The following is a 14,415-nucleotide window of genomic DNA, read 5'->3' as shown; positions in this document are numbered from 1 at the left end:
CATTCCTTTGTAGCAGAAACAAACTCGGCGCTTTAACGCCGAGTACCCACTCACTTACTCGTAGCTCGACGAAACAAATAGTAGCTTTTAGCTCGTTGAGCTAAATCGGCTAAACTAAACCGCTCACCACCACCTAACAGAGCGATTACCGCGCCAGCGGCTAACAAAGCAAACTCGCGCTTAAATCCGTTAAGATTTTTAATAAAGGATTTATCTATAGAAAACTTCTGTAACATAAACCACAGCATCACCAGCGCACAAAGCAACGCCCCCACTTTGAGTGTTTTTCCTTGAGCGAAAATCAATACTAAGCCCAAGGTAAGTAAAATAACCTGATGAGTAGCAAAACTGGGGATCTTGGCATAACCAGCAAAAAAGCCTGCCACAATAAAGGTCATTCCTAAAGAAAAACGAAGCAGTAGACCTAAAGTTTGCCAATCTATATGGTGCTCTTGGCTTGATAAGCGTTTGTCTACGCTATACAGCCCAGAGCCAAGATTGAACAATACAAACATCATTCCCGATAAGGTGATATCCCTAATCTGCACAAAAATAGCGGGAGAAGTATAAGTACTCACCCCAACAGACGCGCCAGGCACTGTGTCTACGGGCAGTGACACCACAAAAGTCCACAACAGGAAAGCATAAAACAAGGCTAATGGACGAACTAAAAATCCGGCGCACAATGCTAACCCCGAGAACAGCTCAAAGGCAGATAAGGCGGTTAAGAAAGACCATGGGGTTAACCAGCCAGCAGAAAACAAATAATCCTGAAACAACTCATTGATGTAACCTGTGGTCCCCATGTAGTTGGCTACCATCGCGGCTTGGCTAGTGGGGTCGAGTAACAAACTCAACTTAGAGGTTCCGCCAATTATAAACACTAAACCAAGACCTAAGCGTAACCAAAGTGCCGCTGTATCAAACTGCTTTTGCTCCATCATCATTCCCTTTTTAACGTAATTTAATAGATATTGCATAGCAGTAACGAACCAAACGAGCATTTGATTGCATAACTTAAGAATTATTTTCAGATTTATCACTAGAAGGAACTAACAGATCAAAGCGTAGATAAAACAGCGAATTTCCTTTTAAAGCCAACTACAGGTGATCAACAATAAAGGTAAGTTAAAAATATTGTGGTCCAGCTGAGCCACTTTTGTCATAAACAACGCCAAGTAAAACTTGAATTGCAACAAGTTTTTTAAGCCCTTAAAAGCAGCGCTTCTTTTTTGAACAGTATTAAAATACTATTTAAAACAGCACCTTAGCTAAAAACACCCGTTTCATGCACACTTTAATCCACAGAATGTGTGGATAAGAAAGTTGAAAGACCAAAGTTACACACAGGTGGTAACAAATAATGAACTATAGGCTGTTATTTATTCACACTTATGTCGTTTATTCTTCATCTATAGGGACTTTGTGGGTTAAAGCTTGTATTTGATGGGCAACTCCAACAGCTTCTTCTACATCAAGCAAAACAGCGATACCTTGTCCTTCTTCTTGATCAAACTCAGCCACAGCACTGATCGTATTCAAAATGGGCTTGGCCAAGTGGCTTTCAACCACAAACAACAATACATCGCGCTGCGCTTCTAGATTCAAACCAAAGAAAGTTTTTTTACGATGAACACCCTCGCCTCGCGCGTTGTTTATTACAGTTGCTCCGGTAGCACCGGCCGCACGTGCCGAATCTAATACCAAGGCTGTTTTTTGGTCGTCAACAAAGGCCAAAATGAGTTTAAATTTCATCTTCATCTCCTGACAAAGTAGAACGAGCTAAATAGTGAGTGATTTGGGCATAAGCCAAAACAGAAATAATTGGAAATAAGCTAGCGAAAGCGATTAAACCGAAACCATCTAACAGTGGACTTCGACCAGGTACGGCTTCAGCCAAGCCTAAGCCTAATGCTGTAACTAAGGGAACAGTAACAGTGGAGGTCGTCACCCCGCCGCTGTCGTAGGCCAAAGGCACAATGGCTTTGGGCGAGAACAGTGTTTGAATCACCACCAGCACGTAGCCGGCAATAATGTAGTAATGCAGTGGATCTCCCACCACAATTCGATAAGAGCCTAAAGCCAAACCAAAGGCCACCCCAAACGCTACCGAGATACGTAAGCCGCCAACCGAAACTGCCCCGCCAGACACCGCATTGGCCTTAATCGCCACCGCCAGTAAAGAAGGCTCGGCAATAGTAGTACTAAAACCAATGGCCGCCGAAAATAAGTAAATCCAAGCATAAGCCATCCAATGTTCAGAGACTTGGTAGTTTTCTGGTTGTTCAATACCCAAAAATTCAGCACTGGTGAGTTGTTTGGCCATAGACTCACCCAATGGAAACAGCGCTTGCTCCAAGCCCAGCAAAAACAACACCATGCCTAAAATGACAAAAACGGTTCCCAACAACAGCTGCTTGGGTTGATGTAAGGGGCGCTTAATCACCAAGTATTGAAACACTAGAATGGTCACCACGATGGGAAAGATATCGCCAAGCGTGCCAAATAGAGTTTCAAAAAAAACTAACCAACTCGTCATCAATAGAAAATCCCATATAACATCACAAACATCATAGGGGTTAGGGATGCCAAAGCAATTAAGCCAAAGCCATCAAGCAAAGGGTTACGCCCCTTTATTGATGAGGCTAAACCCACACCTAAAGCAGTAACCAGAGGAACCGTGATTGTGGAGGTAGTTACTCCGCCAGAGTCATAGGCTATACCTATGATTTCTTGCGGCGCAAACAGTGTAAGAATAACAATCAGTACATAGCCGCCAATAATGATTAAGTACAGTGGCCAGCCTTTAATAATGCGGATCACCCCAATCACAATCGCCAGCCCTACAGCAAAAGCCACACTTAAACGCAGCCCTGCCGCGTATTCCGCCATGCTGTCGGCGTTGTTTTCAATATGCCTAGCCTGCGCTGCGACGTCGGCTGCTTCTTTAGCAACCGCCACCAAAGCAGGTTCGGCAATCGTGGTGCCAAAGCCCAAGCAAAATGCAAACGCCAGCAGCGCGCTTAAGCTGCCTTTGTTAGCAAAGGCATGCGCTAAGTTTTCACCTATTGGAAACAGGCCCAACTCCAAACCCATCACAAAAAAGCTTAAGCCCAGCACCACCATCGCAGTACCCGACAGAATCTCTAATACATTGGGTAGTGAGCTATCTAAAACAAAGAGCTGGAAAAACAAAATCACCACCACTATCGGTGATATATCGCGAAGACTTTTAATGAGAGAGGAAAAGAGGTGAGAGAAACGAAAGCCCATACTAGCTCCTTGTATTAACCCTTTACCTTAAGGGTTAATACAAGCTTAGCAGAGCCTTGTTAAGGCTTATGTTTAAGGCCGATAGAAAATGAAAAGTGTGAGCTTTACAGTTGTTTAAGCGGGGCTATTCTCAAAAATGAGTACTTTTAAGCCATCGTCTGGGCTTTGTTCCAACACAGTTTCCGGGCGGTCTAAAGTCTCTATTAAACGTAATTGTGGCGCTTCACTAGCAACCGCATCTAATAAAAACTGACAACTTAACCAAGGTGCATTTAAGCACAGCATGGCGATACCATTTTCGCTGAGTAAACTAGGCAGCTGGCGAATAATTCTAGGGTAATCTTTCTCCACTAAAAAGCTGCCTTTTTGCATTGATGGAGGATCGGCAATCACTAAGTCATAAGGCCCATGTTTGCGAAGTTTTCCCCAAGACTTAAATAAGTCGTGGCCAAAAAAACGGGCTTTCTTATCGTCTAGCTGATTAAGTCGCAGGTTATCCCGCCCCACGCTTAGCGCGGCTTTGCTCATATCAATATTAACCACCGCATTTGCTCCACCAGCAATAGCAGCAACCGCAAAACCGCAAGTGTAAGAGAACAGATTAAGCACATTTTTGTCTTCGCTATGCTGCTTTACCCACTCACGCCCTTTAGCCATATCCAGAAACAAACCAAAGTTTTGATGTGTACCAACTTCAACTTTATAGGCTAAACCATGCTCATTAACCGTTGCCGGGGTTTGTTCACTGCCCCACAAATGCTTAACCGGCGCCATAGGCTGGTCTCGCTGTTGCAAGAAAACCCCTTCCACCAAGGGCTCAGCTTTTAGCTGCTCAAGCAATTGCCGAGTTAAATCTGCACTTAAGGGGGCATAAGCCACTATCAACATAACGGGTGGCAACCACTCAATGTTAAAAGACTCTGCGCCTTCAATACAGTGCCCGCGCCCATGAATAACTCTTAGGGCTTGCTGCTCAAGCGGGGGAAGATCAAGCTTCATCTATTTGTTCACTCTCTTTCGGTTTTAGGTCATCGGGATGGCTAAGAATACGTGAGAACCAATGGCCGCTATTGCTCGACTCCAAACCAATTTTAATGATCATGGTAAGAGGTACCGACAACAGCATACCTACGCTGCCAAATAGCCAACCCCAAAAAATCAATGATAACACCACCACTAACGACGACAGACCTAAACCTTTGCCCATGATGCGCGGTTCTACAATATTCCCCATCACCAAATTAACGCTAACGTACAAACCAGCCACCGCTAGTGATTGGCTCGCACCAAGTTGTAACAAGGCCAGTAATACCGGTGGAACCGCCGCAATTAACGAGCCCACATTAGGTATGTAGTTAAGCAAAAACGCTAAAATACCCCATAAAATGGCATAGTCTAAATCCAATAAGCTCAACACAATGGTGATAGGAACAGCGGTAAGCAAACTAATCATGGTTTTCACCGCAATATAGCTATTAACCGATTTTAGAAACTTATTCACTTGAGACATGCGTACGCCGGGATTATGAATGGCGTCGTGCATGCGCTGTGGCATGGTGTCTGCTTCGAGCAACATAAAAATAGTCACTAATAAAATAATAAAGATGTTGGCTGCGGCACCACTTAAGCCGGTTAACGTATTAGCAAACAACCCCAATACAATGCCTGGGTCGAAGTAATCGGTGACAATGTTCATCGACAAATCAATATCGAACTTGGCAGCAAACTCCCCTAGCCCAGCGAGCTGTACCAATAACTGTTCACGATAAATGGGAATTGAAGCCCGAAAATCGTTAACTGAACTCCCTACAACGCCTGCTAACAATACAATTAAACACACGATAAATAGCAGAACTAACATTACCGATAAAACCCGAGGAATACGCAAGCGGGTTAAAAAGCTAACAATGGGACTAGCGATAATGGCGATAAACATCGACAACAAAAATGGAATAAGCACTGGGGTGGCGGCTTTTAATCCCGCCAATAAAACCACTAAAGCAGCAGCCGTGACCAAGCTATGGCGTATCGAGGTGGGTTGATTCACCATTCACTCCTAGAAATAACTGATTATGCTCAGCAGTTTAGCTTGCATATGCCTTGGCGAAAAGGCTAAATAAAACTCAATAACGAGGAGTGAGTGGCAGATGTATTATCTTTGTAGTCTTGGAAGCAATATCGAGCCACTAATTCATTTGCCTAAAGCGGTGCAAGAACTAGGCGAACGCCTACAAATAATGACCTTTAGCGCGTTTATTGAAACCACGCCCATGGAACTAGATACACCCAATAAGTTTGTTAATGCACTGGCTTGGTTTCAGTCAGAGCAATCACCAGCCCAGTTAAAACAGTTTTTTAATCAATTAGAGGCTAGGCACGGCAGAAATCGCAATGACCCTTTATCAAGCAGCAAAGACCGTAGTTTAGACATCGATTTATTTGGCCCTTGTCATAACCTTGCTGCCTTAAGTAATACCCCCGTAGATGCATTTTTAGTAACGCTACAACAGCAACTATTTGCTAGCGCGCCCAATACCCTACCCGATAGCTTAAGCCTAACTATCGAGCTCACTAACGGGCTTGTTTTACCACTGGGTGAGAGACCTACCACCATCAACTTTAATTGAACAGCCCGTTAAATAGTCATTATTGATGAGCAGTTCTATGGATTGCCACACTGGCATTAAACCACCTTCTTTAGCTAACGGTGTTTGAGCCAGCACCTTGTCTCGATGCTGTTGATCATGTTCATCCAAAAATAACATCGGGCCCGGCTCAATCGCATTCACTCTCACCTCTGGAGCCCAATGGCTGGCATAAGATTTTACCAAATTAGCCAAGCCCGCTTTAGACGCACAATAAGAACGAAACGCCTTATGGGGTTGCTCGGCATAAATATCTGTCATTGCGACCACATTACCCTTGGCCTGTTTTAACGCTGGATAAAGCGCTTCGTTAATCAAGGTTGGCGCTAGCATATGAACCGCATACATCGAGTCAAAAAACTCAGCCTGTTCTGAGGCACTGTGGCAAGGGTCATCTTTAATAAACAAAGAAGCATTGTGAATTAACACCTCTAAGTAATCACACTGTTGTTTAACTGCGTCAATAAAATCAAGCAATTGCGTTCGCTGGCTAAAATCGGCTTGAATAAGCTGCACGCCTTTATTGCGTAATTCGGCCAACTCTGGCCTCTCACTGCGATATTGACCAATAACCTGATAACCTAAGCCAAGAAACTGATGCGCAAGAAAAAAGCCTAAACGCCGCCCTACGCCAGTGATCAAAACAGTTGCCATCTAGCTTCCCATCCTTAAAAACTCTGCTATTGTTAACTAAATCAAAGAGTAACACGACTTGCCCTAACAAGGACTGCGTACCCTAATGAAAATTTTACTCACAGGCGGAACCGGGTTTATCGGTAGTCGCCTAGTCAAACACTTACAATTTAGTCACGAACTGACAGTGTTGTCACGTAACCCCATCAAGGCTTATCAAAAGCTGGGTCATAATCTATTGGCTATTCCTTCACTTGATGCCTTAGATAACCTTGATGAGTACGATGCGGTGATTAACCTAGCAGGTGAGCCCATTGCCAATAAACGCTGGAGCGAGCCTCAAAAAAAACGTATTTGTGATAGCCGTTGGCAGCTGACCGAGCAGCTTAGCGAAAAGTTTGCGAACAGCAATCACCCGCCACATACCTTTATTAGCGGCAGTGCTATTGGCTATTACGGTGAGCAAGGCCAACAAGCCGTAGACGAAGCCAGCATTATTGAAGATGATTCGTTTCCGCATACGGTGTGTAAAACCTGGGAGCAAACCGCTTTAAAAGCAGCCAGCGAAAATACGCGAGTATGTTTGCTAAGAACCGGCATTGTAATCGGCATAGAAGGCGGCGCATTAGCCAAAATGTTACCAGCATTTCGTTTAGGTTTAGGCGGACCAATCGCTGGCGGCCAACAGCAAATGTCTTGGATCCACATTAGCGACATGGTTGATGCCATTATCTTTCTACTAAACAATAAAGAATGCCAAGGTGCATACAACCTTACCGCCCCCAATCCCGTCAGCAATCACGAGTTTAGTGTCGCGCTAGCTAAACAACTCAAGCGCCCTTGCGTATTACGTACTCCGGCTTGGCTACTAAACACCGCCCTGGGCGATATGGCCACACTCATCACTGGTGGGCAAAAAGTATTGCCGAGGCGCTTATGCAACGAAGGCTTTAATTTTCGCTATAAAGACTTAAGCCATGCATTTAAAGAGATTTTGATGCGCAGCTAATTGATGACTCAGCGACTACTCAACCACTACCGAGCGTAGTGGTTCAATCTGCTCTTCTTCTGCAAACAACTGCCGACGCCGCTCAGCTAAAAACGCATCTAGTTGAGGCGATGATTCACAACGAATCGTTCCTCCAAATAAACCGGCTGCAATGCTTACAGCCTGCTTTGCCGAATTACTACAATCAACTTTTACCGCCACGTTAGCTTTAAATATCTCATCTTCTGTTAGCTCACGCTTTACAAGCGGAGACTTTCGCTTTGCCGGTGTACGCTTTTGTTGCTGATAACGACTCGCCTGCTGCTTAGCTAACTGGTGTAAGTGCTGCTGTTGATACACCTTTAAATACGAAGCCGCCGAACGCGCTTCCACCGGTTGTACAGATTGTTCCGGTTGCTGCAAAGCTTCACTGTTGCTGGCCTTCGCATTTAGCTGCGGCTGACTATTAGTGTTTTCAGCAATCACACCTTGAGGCTGAGTAAGCTTACTATGACTGTCGAACTGGGTGAGGTCGTGACTAAGCGCAATTCCATTTTTTGATAATTTACGACTGTCTAAAGATTGGCTACTTTCTGGTGCGGCGCTTGTTTCAATGGTTTCAGCTGGGTGAATTAGCGGGTTCTCAAGCGCTGGCTGCCTAGGTGATTGTCGCTTAAGTGATTGTTGCTCTGGCACTTCCGAAGATAAATCCGGTGAAAGCGCCGATTTAATGGGGGCAAGCACTAAGTTCGCCTGAATCAAGCTAGCACCAGCCTTTTTCTTTAGTGGCTTTTGTGGTTGGTACAAATCGCTGAGCAGCCAATACAACAATCCACAATGCGCACTTATCGAAATAACTAAGGCCCATATTGGAAATGGCCTCCCTCGCTTACTCATCCCTGTTTAGCCTACCTAAGCTTAAAAAACAGTAGACTCATAACCCAGAGAGTAGTTCGGCTTAGTTTGTGCCATTTTTGTCAGCGAAACCCATAAAGCGGTAACTAAAGGTTATTTTCACCAATAGAGTAAGCAACCGTTTGGCTAATGGCAGCTAAAGGCATACCACTTTGTTGCTGCCAGCTATTAAACACTTGCTGCACCGCTTTCAAACCTTTAATGCTAGTAGGCGCTTTAGTCACCACGCCACGGTTAACTAAATAAGCCACCACATCACCAGACAAAATAAAGGTATCTTTACCCATGCGACGTAAGGCATAAGGCGCAGAGTTACCGCCTAAGCGAGCACCATGTTTTTTGAGAAACAGCCACAAACCTACAATGTCATCTGTGGGCCATTGGGCAATAAATTTAGCAAAGCTGCCATGTTCGCTAGCCATATCCAAAATCATTTGGGCATTCTGTGGCACGGTAATAATTTTTTGCCGATTACGAATAATCGAAGCGTCATTACATAAGCGTTCAATATGGCTATCATCCAGCATTAGCATTTTCTCGGGTTCAAAATCAAAAAATGCACGTTCAAAGTCTGGCCATTTGTTTTCTACTACCCGCCATACAAAACCCGATTGAAAAATAGTTTTTGTAAAAGCAGATAGCCAACGGTCATCGCTAATGCCGGCTAAATGTTCGCGACTTAATGGGGTGGTAAGTAGGTGTTGTAAGGCGGCATCGCCGCCTTTGCGCTCGGCAGCTCGTTGCCAAATAGAAGAAAAATCTTCAACCAAAACTTTCATCCTTTATTGGAAATCATCACAAGATAACTAACATCAATAGCAATAATTCTAAACCGCAATGGGGCCTAGGGTCACTATAGATTAAGCAAATAGTCTCTTTGATTTGTAAGGTTGACCTGAATATGCAGCTAAGCCTTTCATTCGCTTAACCATCAATCATTCACTGGCTAAATGCTTCGCTTTAGAAATCTGTAACAAAAAAGGGCTATAGTTTTCATAAACCTAGCTTATTGGTAGCCTCTTTATGCCCTGTAAACTTAAGCATAATTTTGAGTTTGAACCTGATTATGGATACAAGCTCACTCAGCTTAAAGCACTGCACCCAAACGATAAACCGCGCGGTTTTATGGGCTTTTGGCAAGGTAAATACCAACAAGCTCTTCAAATAAAAAGCCATGTTTCCATTGAGAATACCCATAAAACGGTAAACAACTGGCGTATCTTCAAGTGCTATTACAACTCAACTAAACACCTTCGCTGCGGAGCGTGGTTATTGCTACCCAACAGCGGAGTGGTAGATTCCGCCATTATTAGCGCACATGGCTATGGCGGCATAGAGCAAGTTGATTGTGCAATTACACTCAATAACACCGCGGTCTTAATGCCTTGCTCTCGCGGTATAGGATTAAGCCCTAAACCGCCTATATCCGATAACCCCATGTGGCATGTGCTACACAACATTCAAGACAAACAGCGCTACGTTATTGGTGGCTGCGTACAAGATTTATGGTGCGGCGTAAATGCCTTACTGGATTTGTTCCCTCAAGTTAGCCGCAAACTAGGCTTAATCGGCAGCAGCTTTGGCGGCGGTTTAGGTATTTTTGCTAGCGCTTTTGACTCACGCATCCAACGGGCACATTTTCATGTCCCTACTTTTGGCAATGTTCCTCTGCGCCTAAAGTTGCCCACATTAGGCAGTGGGGCAGCATTGGCTAGTTTTTATCAGCAGCAACCTAAACTAGCCCTTAGCACGCTCAGGTATTTTGACTCTGCTACTGCCGCTACCTACCTGCGTTGCCCTAGTCATTGGGCGCTGGCCTTGTTTGATCCTCATGTAGCGCCTCCTGGGCAGTTCACCGCTTACAATCAAGCGCCCCAACCTAAACAGCTGTTTGTGCTTAGCGCTGGACACTTTGATTACCCAGAAAAACAGACCCAACAGCAACAACTCAATCAACAATTATCCGCCTACTTTGCAGAGCTCGCATAAACATGAATCGTGAATATCATCGGTGGTGGAGCCCTAATTTACAGCGCGATATGGAGTTGCTGGTATTTGGGCATGCTGGGGCTAAGGTGCTGGTGTTTCCTACTCGTGGCGGGCGCTTTTACGAATACGAAAACTTGGGCTTAGTAAACGCCATTGCTCACAAAATTAACGCCGGTCAGCTGCAACTGTATTGTGTAGACAGCATCGACATAGAAAGTATTTATTGTTTTTGGGCACACCCAGCTGGGCGAATAGAGCGCCACCAGCAATACGAAGATTACATACTGCGCGAAGTATTACCCTTAATGGCGCAAAAGAATGATCATCCCTGCACCATTTCCCACGGTTGTTCATTAGGTGCTTTTCATGCGGCCAACATTGTATTCCGCCACCCTCACCTATTTAACAAGCTTGCCGCCTTTTCTGGGCGTTTTGACCTAACTTGGCAGGTTGAATCGTTCTCAGATTTATTCGACGGTTTCTACAACGACAAAGTGTACTTTCATACCCCTACTCACTACCTAATGAACATGCACTGCCAGCAGCGCCTAAACGCGCTAGCCAATACAGATTTGCTGTTTATTATTGGCAAGCAAGATCCCTTTCTACAAAACAATCATGCCTTAAGCCACATTCTTAATCACAAAGGCTTATCTCACCAAATGATTGAATGGGATGGCCGCGCCCACCGCGGACGCTACTGGCGACAAATGGTACCGCTGCATTTATAGAAAAAGATCATACAAACCTTAAGTAAGTATTAAGTTGCCCAGTAAAAGTAACTACATTTTCAACTAAGCAACTCTCAACTACCAACCAGAATCACTCAGCGATAGTGCTTTTCCAAATATGAATAAATTTCACTGTTTTAAGATTTACTTTGAGCTCAACTCATTCATGATATCCAAAGTAGTTGCCGGTGAGTAATGGTGTACATAATGAAAAAACAATTTGTGGTGTTAGACGGTGGAATGGGCCGCGAGCTAAAGAGAATGGGAGCGCCCTTTTCCCAACCGCTGTGGAGTGCGCAGGCCCTAATTGAATCGCCTTCGTTGGTGCGAAAAGCCCACCAGAACTTTATTGATGCCGGAGCCGAAATCATTACGGTAAATAGTTACGCCTGTGTCCCTTTTCACCTTGGTGAAACGTTGTATCAAAGCAAAGGAGCCGAACTCGCGCAGCAAGCCGCCGTTATTGCAAACGCGGTGGCCAAAGATGAATTAGCAACCACTAACCGCTCTATCGCCGTTGCCGGCGCCATCCCTCCAGTACTGGGTAGCTACCGACCTGATCTATTTGACTCAAACAAAGCCAAAGGTATCCTCGATACACTAGTGCAATCTCAAGAACCCTACGTTGATTTATGGTTGGCCGAAACTATCTCTAGCCTAAAAGAACTCGACGCCATTCAGCAGGCACTTAGCTTTAGTCCCAAGAAAAAGTATTATGCGTTTACCCTACAAGACAGCCCTAATGGCAAAGCATTGCTAAGGTCTGGTGAATCTGTATCAGAAGCAGTGGAACAAGTTTGCTCTTATGGTGGAGAGGGTATTTTGTTTAATTGCTCCATCCCAGAAGTCATGGGGCAAGCGATTAAGCTAGCAAAAGAGCTCAGCACCAAACTTGAAACACCGCTTGAAATAGGTGCTTACGCCAATAGCTTTGGTCCTATCAAACCAGGCCACAAAGCCAATGATTCACTCAATCAAACCAAAGAACTATCGGCCGAAGAGTACTTGGTTTTCGCAAAGCAATGGCATGAACTAGGCGCCACCATCATTGGCGGCTGTTGCGGTATTCACCCAGAACATATCCAAGCCATAGCCGATTGGAAACGGGAGCATTAACCAACAGCGTCACCTTAGAGGTCATTGGTAACAAAAGCGATGACTGTATCTGCACATGCTAGCGCCGAATAATAATAGAGGCCTCTAAATTAAAAGGCCGCTTCAGTTCGGCTTGAATACTGTCTTTAAGCAAGTCTAATTGCTGGTCGCTCAAGGCTTTAGCGCTAACCAATTGCACATGTAAAGTGAGTGGTTTGGTGCTTTGAGCGCGTACCGTTCTAAGTAGTACCTCATTAAAGGTTTTACCCTGTAAGCGTTGTACGATTTGCGCTTCTTCTGACAGCCGGTTAAAACTAAACACCAATGGCACACTCACCAACACCACTGCAGCCAACGCAATGGCAAGCCCCTTCTTAGCCCGAGTAAACGGTGCATAACCTAAAGCTAAAAAGGTTAAAGCCGCCGAGAATACAATGCCCGCCAAGTTGGTAAGAAACAGTAATAATGCGCCAGAGGCTACCGATGCATCTAACCAACCCAAACCAATACCAGCAACCGCAAGTGGCGGTACCAGCGCTACGGCTATCGCCACACCAGCCAAGCTTTTGGCGGCGTCGATCCGTGCATGGGCATAAGCACCGGCGATACCAGAGATAATCGCCACCCCTAAATCCAGCAAATTGGGGCTAAGGCGCGCCGCAATTTCAGGAGTCACCACTTCCATGGGAATGATAAAACTGGCACTAGCAGCAAAACCCAAGGCGACACATAAACCAGTAATTAAAGTGCCTAAGCTAGCGGTGGTTAAACTGGGATCTTGCCGAGTTAGGCCCATTGATAAAGAAATAATTGGCGCCATTAGTGGCGCGAGTATCATCGCGCCAATAATCACAGGCGCAGAGCTGGCATACAAACCAATGGTGGCAAGTAAGGTTGATAACACCATTAAGGTAACAAACGCCGGGGAGGTAGTGGCATTATCGCGCAACAATTGATACAGCTCTCTAAACTCATCGGTGGCGGCGTGGGCTATCCATGGTAAAGGCCTTGCTGCTAAGGCATTAATCGCTTCGCCCTCTGGTAAATGGCTTATCTTGCGGCTTTCTTTTACCGCAACCACATTCTCTTGGCACACCATATCTGCAGCAGGCAAAACGCTTAAGGCTTTATGCTCGCATTCTAGGGTTAACGCTTTGGCAGTTCTTTCTAAGCCGTCATGCCAATACACCATTTCTTGCTCTTTACTAATGGTAATGGCTTTGGATTTAATCAAGCTAAGAAAGCGTGGTTTCCTAATCACTCGGCCAAACATGGCCAACAGTAAAAATCGAAACATTTCCATAATACTGCGCGGCGCAATTAACATGCTTTCTAACATGCCGTCGTTGCAGTGGGTATCGGTAAGGATTTGCTTGGATAACATAGAGCCATGGGCGTGCTCTATAAGCACTAAGCCAACCAGCGAGGTTTCTAAACAGGTTTCGCTTGCGGTTGTAATGGTCAGTTTCTGCGGCTTTATTTGGCCTATCTTTCTAATGTTTTGCCAAGTTTGTAATATGCGCTGACGCCAAGACGCGTTGTGGCCGCCAGGTCGCAGGTTAAAGCTATGCCCCACCACGAGATGGTTAAGCACCACCTCTTGATTACAGCGCAGTACGTCTATTTGCACCACTTCTGCTTGCTGAACATGCTGAACCGCTTTATCTAGGCTGTTGGCTAAACTAAACGCACGCTTGGCGTGACTCGCTTTAGGATGAGGCAGAATTGCCACCACCCATTGCTGGCTGCTGGCTAAATCAATCACTTGGCTTAAGTTTTTATCGCTTAAATAGCAATATACAATGCTGCCCGCTTCCCACTCCGGCGGTTCATTACAATCCCAAGATTTAGGTAGCACTACAGACTCAAACAAAGGCTGTATTTTTTGGCTCACCAGTTCCGTAGCGTCGGGCTCAAACAATAAAAAACTATCGGCCATTCCTGTTTCCGTACAAGAGTTTATATTTTCTCACAGCATGGAGGCTGGCTTTAAAAATCGCAAGATAACAAAGCAAAAAGTTTAGCCACTAAGGGCCTTATTCAGTGCTAGCGGATCAAAAAATGACGTAGCCGAACGAGCTTATCATGTTCAGCCGGTAGCATAGCTTTTAACCAAACTGGCTTTAATTTAAGCAAACAGAAAACA

The 14,415-nt window shown here is 45.0% G+C and carries 15 protein-coding genes; 5 read left to right on the top strand and 10 right to left on the bottom strand.

Translation table 11 applies throughout. The features are described 5' to 3' along the window. Nucleotides 1-50: 50 nt before the first annotated feature. From Q4592_RS18660 to Q4592_RS18635, 6 genes are all read right to left on the bottom strand, one after another. Nucleotides 51-980, bottom strand: coding sequence for a DoxX family protein (locus Q4592_RS18660; protein WP_303516018.1), 930 nt, complete (start codon nt 978-980; stop codon nt 51-53). Between the two features lie 421 nt (nt 981-1,401). Continuing rightward, nucleotides 1,402-1,755 (bottom strand): P-II family nitrogen regulator, encoded by a 354-nt coding sequence (locus Q4592_RS18655; protein ID WP_137675003.1) that lies wholly within the window; start codon nt 1,753-1,755, stop codon nt 1,402-1,404. Then, a complete protein-coding gene (locus Q4592_RS18650) occupies nt 1,745-2,539 on the bottom strand; it encodes a DUF1538 domain-containing protein (protein ID WP_137675002.1) in 795 nt (264 codons plus the stop codon). The genes Q4592_RS18655 and Q4592_RS18650 overlap by 11 nt, the downstream gene beginning before the upstream one ends. Beyond that, on the bottom strand, nt 2,539-3,273 hold the full coding sequence (locus Q4592_RS18645) for a DUF1538 domain-containing protein (protein ID WP_303516015.1): 735 nt from the start codon (nt 3,271-3,273) through the stop codon (nt 2,539-2,541). Before Q4592_RS18645 ends, Q4592_RS18650 begins: the two co-directional genes overlap by 1 nt. 114 nt (nt 3,274-3,387) lie before the next feature. Beyond that, nucleotides 3,388-4,272 (bottom strand): class I SAM-dependent methyltransferase, encoded by an 885-nt coding sequence (locus tag Q4592_RS18640; protein ID WP_303516013.1) that lies wholly within the window; start codon nt 4,270-4,272, stop codon nt 3,388-3,390. Continuing rightward, nucleotides 4,262-5,323, bottom strand: coding sequence for an AI-2E family transporter (locus tag Q4592_RS18635; protein WP_303516011.1), 1,062 nt, complete (start codon nt 5,321-5,323; stop codon nt 4,262-4,264). The genes Q4592_RS18640 and Q4592_RS18635 overlap by 11 nt, the downstream gene beginning before the upstream one ends. Before the next feature lie 97 nt (nt 5,324-5,420). Here Q4592_RS18635 and Q4592_RS18630 point away from each other — a divergent pair, with 97 nt between their 5' ends. Then, nucleotides 5,421-5,900 (top strand): 2-amino-4-hydroxy-6-hydroxymethyldihydropteridine diphosphokinase, encoded by a 480-nt coding sequence (locus Q4592_RS18630; RefSeq protein ID WP_303516010.1) that lies wholly within the window; start codon nt 5,421-5,423, stop codon nt 5,898-5,900. Here the strand turns inward: Q4592_RS18630 and Q4592_RS18625 are convergent. Continuing rightward, nucleotides 5,859-6,572 (bottom strand): SDR family NAD(P)-dependent oxidoreductase, encoded by a 714-nt coding sequence (locus tag Q4592_RS18625; RefSeq protein ID WP_303516008.1) that lies wholly within the window; start codon nt 6,570-6,572, stop codon nt 5,859-5,861. The genes Q4592_RS18630 and Q4592_RS18625 overlap by 42 nt on opposite strands. Nucleotides 6,573-6,657: 85 nt before the next feature. Between Q4592_RS18625 and Q4592_RS18620 the strand changes: the two genes are divergently transcribed. Further along, nucleotides 6,658-7,560, top strand: a complete 903-nt coding sequence (locus Q4592_RS18620) for a TIGR01777 family oxidoreductase (RefSeq protein WP_303516006.1) — start codon at nt 6,658-6,660, stop codon at nt 7,558-7,560. A 15-nt stretch (nt 7,561-7,575) separates the two neighbouring features. Here Q4592_RS18620 and Q4592_RS18615 read toward each other — a convergent pair whose 3' ends face one another. Then, on the bottom strand, nt 7,576-8,436 hold the full coding sequence (locus Q4592_RS18615; RefSeq protein WP_303516003.1) for a hypothetical protein: 861 nt from the start codon (nt 8,434-8,436) through the stop codon (nt 7,576-7,578). A gap of 104 nt (nt 8,437-8,540) precedes the next feature. After that, nucleotides 8,541-9,233, bottom strand: coding sequence for a DNA-3-methyladenine glycosylase I (locus Q4592_RS18610; RefSeq protein ID WP_303516001.1), 693 nt, complete (start codon nt 9,231-9,233; stop codon nt 8,541-8,543). A 244-nt stretch (nt 9,234-9,477) separates the two neighbouring features. Here Q4592_RS18610 and Q4592_RS18605 point away from each other — a divergent pair, with 244 nt between their 5' ends. The 3 genes from Q4592_RS18605 to Q4592_RS18595 all read left to right on the top strand — a co-directional run bounded on the left by Q4592_RS18605 (nt 9,478) and on the right by Q4592_RS18595 (nt 12,290). Beyond that, the gene (locus Q4592_RS18605; protein ID WP_303515998.1) at nt 9,478-10,443 is read left to right on the top strand and encodes an acetylxylan esterase; all 966 of its coding nucleotides are present in this window, start codon (nt 9,478-9,480) and stop codon (nt 10,441-10,443) included. A gap of 2 nt (nt 10,444-10,445) precedes the next feature. Further along, entirely contained in the window at nt 10,446-11,174 is a 729-nt protein-coding gene (locus Q4592_RS18600; RefSeq protein ID WP_303515995.1) for an esterase family protein, read from the top strand. 207 nt (nt 11,175-11,381) lie between these two features. Then, nucleotides 11,382-12,290, top strand: coding sequence for a homocysteine S-methyltransferase family protein (locus Q4592_RS18595; protein WP_303515991.1), 909 nt, complete (start codon nt 11,382-11,384; stop codon nt 12,288-12,290). A 58-nt stretch (nt 12,291-12,348) separates the two neighbouring features. Here Q4592_RS18595 and Q4592_RS18590 read toward each other — a convergent pair whose 3' ends face one another. Next, on the bottom strand, nt 12,349-14,208 hold the full coding sequence (locus tag Q4592_RS18590; RefSeq protein ID WP_303515988.1) for a TIGR00341 family protein: 1,860 nt from the start codon (nt 14,206-14,208) through the stop codon (nt 12,349-12,351). Nucleotides 14,209-14,415 lie beyond the last annotated feature (207 nt).

This window comes from Agarivorans sp. 1_MG-2023, from assembly GCF_030548385.1.
In the GTDB taxonomy this organism is placed as follows: domain Bacteria; phylum Pseudomonadota; class Gammaproteobacteria; order Enterobacterales; family Celerinatantimonadaceae; genus Agarivorans.
Note: the sequence above shows the minus strand (reverse complement) of the source record. Positions and strands in the feature narration are given on the sequence as shown.